The organism is Jiangella rhizosphaerae (assembly GCF_003579925.1).
Taxonomy (GTDB): Bacteria; Actinomycetota; Actinomycetes; order Jiangellales; family Jiangellaceae; genus Jiangella; species Jiangella rhizosphaerae.
Genome location: NZ_QUAL01000342.1, coordinates 1 through 5,906, shown reverse-complemented (window position 1 = coordinate 5,906; position 5,906 = coordinate 1). Strand labels below are relative to the sequence as shown.

The window sequence follows — 5,906 nt, the reverse complement described above, 5'->3', positions numbered from 1 at the left end:
GGGGCCGTCCGCGTGGGACCGGCCGGGCGGGGAGCCTGCGGCCGCGGCGGCGGGGCCGACGGGCCGATCGGCGACGGGGTGAGCAGGGCGTCGCGCGCGGCGACCAGCCGCCGGAAGGCCTGTGCGTCGCCGCCGGTGTCCGGGTGCCCGCCCCGGAGGACCTCGCGGCGGAACGCCTGGGTCACCTGTCGTGGGGTCGCGCCCCGCCGCACGCCGAGCACCTCGTGCGGGTCTGTGCCGACATCAACGGTCATATCCCTACGACGCCTGGCGGCGGCGATCTGTGACATCGAGTGTTCACCCGCCATGCGCCCGGAGACGGGCGCGCCGGCGAAACGCGCCGTCTACCCTCCTGCCCATGAGGCGAGCGGTGCCCACGGTCGTGTGGCTGATCGCCGCGGTGCACCTGGCCGTCGCGCTCGCGCAGACCGCGGTGTTCCCGAACGCGCGCTCGCCCGACGAGCGCCAGCAGGTCGATCTCGTGCTGCAGGTGGCCCAGGGTGCGGCGTGGCCGTGGCCGGACCCCGGCACGGCGTTCGTCACCGAGGGCGTCGAGGCCGGCTACTTCGTGCCGACGGACCGGCTCCCGGGCCGGCAGCACCTCGCCGACCGCGACGACGTCGCCCCGCGCGGTGAGCGCCCGTCGTACGCCGACGCCGGTGGCGGCACGCCGATGGGCGAGCCCGCGTACAACCAGCTCATCCAGCACCCGCCGCTCTACTACCTGCTCGGCTCAGCCGTCGTCAGTGCGAACCCGGGCTGGGCGGACCAGCCCCTCGACGCCGTGTGGATGGCGCTGCGCTGGGGCAACGCGATGCTGACCGCCGTCGTCCCGGTCCTGCTGTTCCTGACGGCGCGGCGGCTCGGGCTGCCGCCGCCGCTGCCGGTCGTGGCGGCCGCGACGCCGCTCGTCGTGCCGGAGCTGACCCACATCGAGTCGTCGGTCAACAACGACACCCTGCTGATCGTGCTGTTCGCCGCGGCCACGTACCTGGTGGCCCGGGTGCTCACCGGCGACCTGCGGTGGCGGACCGGCGCCGCGCTCGGCGCCGTCACCAGCCTGGCGCTGCTCACCAAGGGCCTCGCGCTGCTGATGCCCGCCTGGATCGTCCTGGCCTACGCGGTCGGGGGCGTGCGGGAGCGGCGGGGCGCCGACGCCGTCCGCGGCCTGCTGGTCGCGGGTGCGGCCAGCGTGCCGGGGTCCCTGTGGTGGCTGCGGAACACGCTCGTGTACGGCACGATCCAGCCGCACGGCACGCACGCCGAGCCGCCCGACCTCACCGCCGTCCACGGCTGGTCCGACGGCGGCTGGGACTGGCTGTCCCGCTTCGCCGAGCGGATGGTGACGCTGTTCTTCGTCAACGACCACGACTCCGACCGCGCCATGGACGCCTCCTGGTGGATGGCCCGGGTCGCGCTGATCGTGGTCCTGGCCGGCGTCGGCACCGCGCTCGTGCGCCGCGGCCTGCCCCGACCGGCCGCGCTCGTCCTGCTGTTCCCGATCCCCGCGCTCGCCGGGATCGTCGCGCGCGGCTCCTGGGAGCAGTTCGCGGCCTTCGGCAGCACCGGGGCGGCGCAGCAGGGCCGCTACCTGTTCCCCGGCCTCGTCGGGCTGATGGTCGTGGCCGTCGCCGGGGCGGCGGCGCTCGCGCCCCCCTGGCGGCGCTGGGTGCTGCCGGCTCTGCTGACGCTCGCCCTGGCGATGCACGCGGCGTTCTGGCACGACGTGTGGACGCTCTACTGGCTGCCCGCGGATCCGGCGGGCGGTCTCGGCCGGGCCGTCTCGGCGATCGCGTTCTGGTATCCGTTCCCGCCGGCGGTACTCGCGGTCACGCTGGCGGGCGGGCTGGTCGCCGCGGTCCTCCTGGTGCGCTGGACGGTCCGCGCGGCGGCCGCGCCGGTGGAGCCGTCGGAGCCGGCCGTCCCGCAGCGGCCGAAGGAGGCCGTGGCGTGACGTCGCCGGCCCGCGCGCTGCTCCCGCTCGCCGTCCTCGCCGCGATGCTGCTCTCCGCCGCGGCGGCGCTGGTTCAGGCGCCCTACGCGACCGGCGATGAGGCGCCGCACATCGACTACGCCTACCAGGTGTGGCAGGGCGAGCTGCCGGTGTTCGAGGACGGACTCGAGCACCGGCCGGACGGCGCCTGGCTCGCGCCGGTGCAGTGGACGGCGCAGCACCCACCGCTGTACTACCTGCTCGTGGCGCCGGTCGTGGGGCCCCTCGCCGAGGCCGGCCACCCGGTCGCCGCCGTGTACGCGGCCCGGGCGGTCAACGTGCTGCTCTCCGGGCTCCTCGTGGTGGTCGCGCACGGCGCGGCGCGGCGGATCTGCCGGCCCGGCAGCATCGTCCCGGCGGTGGTCGCGTTCGTCGTCGCGGCGATGGCGGCGAAGTCCCTCGTCGGCGGCTCCGGCTACAACGACCTGCTGGCGGCGCTCTTCGTGACGGCGATGTTCGGCGTCGCGGCGACGATGGTGAAGCGCGGTCTCGACGCCGGCCTGGTGCTGGCGCTCTCGCTGCTCGCCGCCGGCGCCGCGCTGACTCGGCTGTCGGCGGGCGTCGTCGCCGTGGTCGTCGCCGGCGTGGCCGGGCTCGCGGGGATCGTCCGGGCCTGGCAGGGACGGGGACGGTGGGCGCCGGTCCTCGGCCTGGTGCTCGGCGGCCCCGCGGTCGTCCTCGCCGTGGCCGGGTGGTTCTACGTCCGCAACGTCGAGCTGACGGGCACCGTGACGGGCTCGCACTTCGACTGGTCCATCGAGCACCAGGGCCGGTCGCCGAAGCCGCTGTGGCAGGTGCTGGTCGAGTACGTCACGTGGCTGCGGCTGCCGAACCTGTTCTGGTGGGCCGGACAGCAGCCGCCGCGGACCACGTACGTCCTGTGGACGATGATCGTCACCGGCCTGGTGCTGGTCTGGGTGCCGAGCGCGATCGCCGTGGCCCGAGCCGTCCGCCGCCGTGCCGCCGCGGGGGACGCCGACCGGATGCTGCTGCACGTCCTGCTGGTCCTGCCGGTCGTCGTGCTGGTGGCGATGCAGGTGGTCTTCGCCTCGAACAGCGGCGGCGTGTATCCCCGCTATCTGCTGCCGGTGTCGCTGCCGCTGTGCCTGGCCGTCGCCGCCGGGCTCGCCGTCCGCCCCCGCCTGCTGGTCCCGGTGTGGACGGCGGTGACGCTCGCCGACCTGGCCGGCTGGGTCGCGCGAGAGTTGAGCACGTCGCCGGCCGAGCCCTGGTACTACACGGAGGCGCCGGTCCCGTCCGTCGTGCTGGCCGCGCTGGCCGGCGCCGCCGTCATCGTGACGGCGCGGCTGGTGCTCACGACGACGGCGAACCGCACGCAGGCGCCGCCGGCGGCCGCGCCGGCCACGCAGGTCAGCGCGCCGACGGCGACCAGCTGACCCGACGACAGCGGGCTCCACCCGGCCAGCCGCGCCGCCGCGTCGAACGCGCTCTCCTGCGAGGCCCAGTACATCCCGCGGAACGCGAACAGCAGCGCCGCCGCCGCGACGGCACCGGCCCCTGCGACGATCCACGGCACCGTCGCCGCGCGCGGCCGGATCCCGAGCGCGGCCACCGCGGCCAGCGCCGCGAGACCCGCGAACAGGTAGCGTCCCTGGACCGCGGTGATCCAGCCGGTCTCGACGTAGTGCCGCCACGCGTTGGCGACGACGCTGCACCAGAGCGCCGCCGGCAGGAGCAGCAGCACCCCTGCGGGCCGGCGGCTGTCGCGCCGGACCAACGCCGCCACGCTGACCGCCGCCACGACGGCGGCGCCGCTCCAGTAGACGGCGGGCGGGACCCGCAGCTCGAGCCAGCCGAAGTCGCCGACGAACGACCGCGTGACCGCGGTGACGACCGTGGTGACGAAGTGGCCGAGCCCCGCGTTCGGCACCGGCTCCCACCGCTCCGGGATCCCGACCGGCTGCACGACGCCGAGCACCAGCAGGTTCCGCAGCCACCACCACCCTCCGGCGGCGAACGCGACCGTGCCGACGACGAGCAGCCGGGACACCCGCGGCCACCATGGGCGGCGCAGGCCCGCGGCCAGGACGTACGCCACGACCACCATCGGCACCGCGAACGCCGCCATCACCTTGGTGAGCAGCCCGATGCCGAGGGCGACGCCCAGCCCGGCCGCCGTCCGCCACCGCAGGTCACCGGTCAGCACCCGCGCCACGAGCCACGTGACGACGGCGCCCGACACCGTGACCAGAGCGTCGTTCGTGACCGCCGAGAGGATGTGCGCCGACATCGGGACGAACAGCACGGCCGCGGCGGCGACGAGCCCGGCCGGGCGGGCCTCGGCCCGGTCCCCCAGGAGGGTGCGCGCGGCCGCGGCCGCCAGCAGCGGCAGCGGCACGAACAGCAGCACGTCGAACAGCCGAAGCGACAGCAGCACGTGGTCCCAGCGGGCGTCCGCGGTCCCGGTGACGCGCAGCCAGGCCGCCGCGGCGGCGTAGTAGAGCGGCGGGTGCTGGGTCATCTGGTCGACGGTGTCGAGGCTCGCGCCGGTCCCGGGCGCCGGGAGTGCGTTGTCCGCGTTCACCACGAGGCGCTCGTCGTCCGGGACCGGCGCGACGTCGGTGTACTGGACGACGTCGCGGCGGTTCCCATGGGGCCAGGGGAGGTCCGACTCCAGCGCCGCCTGCCGGCGGGCGCCGTCGATCGCCGGGCTCATCAGCGCCTCTCCGGGCGCGGGCCAGCCGCCGCCGTAGGCGAGGCGGAGCACGCTGTTGACATGCTGCGGCTCGTCGGGAGCCCGGAACGCGGGCGTGAGCACGGCCCAGCAGTCGGCCACCGTCACGACCAGCAGCGTGATGGCCGCCAGCGCGATGCGGTAGCCGGCGGCCTCACGCACTGGTCACTCGCCTCCGGCCGGCGGCCGCGAGCCCGAGCGTGAGGTCGGCGACGGTCATCAGCACCCGCGAGGCGAGCACGGCCAGGACGACGGCGCCGCCGGAGAGCTGGTCGGCCAGCACGAGAGCGAGCACGGCCTCGCGCACCCCCACCCCGGCCGGGACCACTACGACGAGGAAGCCCATCGTCCAGGCGAGGGCGTACGCCCCGGTCACCAGCGCAGCGGTCGCGGGCGTGGCCTCGGCCCCGAGCGCGGTGACGAGAAGGAACAGGTGCAGGCCGGCCAGCAGCCAGGCCAGCAGCGCCCAGGCCGCCGCGCGGGCGATGCCGGCGGCGCTCGGCGGCTGCTCGAGCGGCGGGCGGCGCAGGCGGCGTAGCAGAAACCCGAGCAGCCGGTTCAGCACGGACGGCACCAGGAGGACGACCAGCAGGGGCAGCGCGAGCAGCGCCACCCCGTACCGGTCGCGGACGCCGGACGGCCCGGCGGCCACCGCGACGACGGCGACCAGCAGCCCGGTGACGATCGAGACCAGCAGGGCGACCGCCATCACCGTCACCGACCGGCGCCTCGGGATCCGCCGGTCCGCCCCGATCTCGGCCGCGGCGACCAGGTTCCATACCCCGCCGGGCAGGTACTTGCCCAGCTGCGAGACAAGGAACATCCGGGCCGCCGGACCGAGCGGTACCGCCGAGCCCAGGTCGGTGAGTGCCGCGCGCCAGGAGGCCATGGTGGCGAGCACGTACGCGAGCGCCGTCACGAATGCCGCGACCGCCGTCGCGAGCGGCAGCGCCGACCACGCCTGCAGGACCTCGTCCCACCGGCTCGCGATCGCCCAGCCAGCTGCGGCGAGCGCCAGCACGAGGAACGCCCGCCGCGCCCACGGGTGGCGCGTGACCGCGAGCAGCCGGCTCATCGCGCGGGCGTCGCCGGCGCCGTGTCCAGGGCCTCGACGAGGGGTGCGACGACGGCGCGGGCGGTGAACCGCTGCGCCGCCGCGCGGCCGGCCGCCCTGAGTCGGGCGAGCGCCCGGCGGTCGGTGAGCGCCTCGAGCGCGCC

The 5,906-nt window shown here is 76.1% G+C and carries 3 protein-coding genes and 1 pseudogene; 1 reads left to right on the top strand and 3 read right to left on the bottom strand.

The window, feature by feature from the left end:
* Window positions 1-254: pseudogene (locus DY240_RS24550) on the bottom strand (hypothetical protein); the annotation flags it as partial.
* Window positions 255-358: 104 nt separating this feature from the next.
* Here DY240_RS24550 and DY240_RS24545 point away from each other — a divergent pair.
* Window positions 359-1,954 carry an ArnT family glycosyltransferase gene (locus DY240_RS24545; protein ID WP_147375503.1) on the top strand — a complete coding sequence of 532 codons (1,596 nt, stop codon included), beginning with the start codon at window positions 359-361 and terminating at the stop codon, window positions 1,952-1,954.
* 1,273 nt (window positions 1,955-3,227) lie between these two features.
* On the opposite strand, the gene DY240_RS24535 is transcribed toward DY240_RS24545, so the two are convergent.
* A complete protein-coding gene (locus tag DY240_RS24535; protein WP_119662340.1) occupies window positions 3,228-4,850 on the bottom strand; it encodes a DUF2142 domain-containing protein in 1,623 nt (540 codons plus the stop codon).
* Window positions 4,843-5,763 carry a lysylphosphatidylglycerol synthase domain-containing protein gene (locus tag DY240_RS24530; protein WP_119662339.1) on the bottom strand — a complete coding sequence of 307 codons (921 nt, stop codon included), beginning with the start codon at window positions 5,761-5,763 and terminating at the stop codon, window positions 4,843-4,845. Before DY240_RS24530 ends, DY240_RS24535 begins: the two co-directional genes overlap by 8 nt.
* Window positions 5,764-5,906: the final 143 nt, after the last annotated feature.

Coding starts and splice junctions, on each gene's coding strand:
- DY240_RS24545 (WP_147375503.1), top strand. CDS start 359: ATGAGGCGAGCGGTGCCCACGGTCGTGTGGCTGATCGCCGCGGTGCAC.
- DY240_RS24530 (WP_119662339.1), bottom strand. CDS start 5,763: ATGAGCCGGCTGCTCGCGGTCACGCGCCACCCGTGGGCGCGGCGGGCG.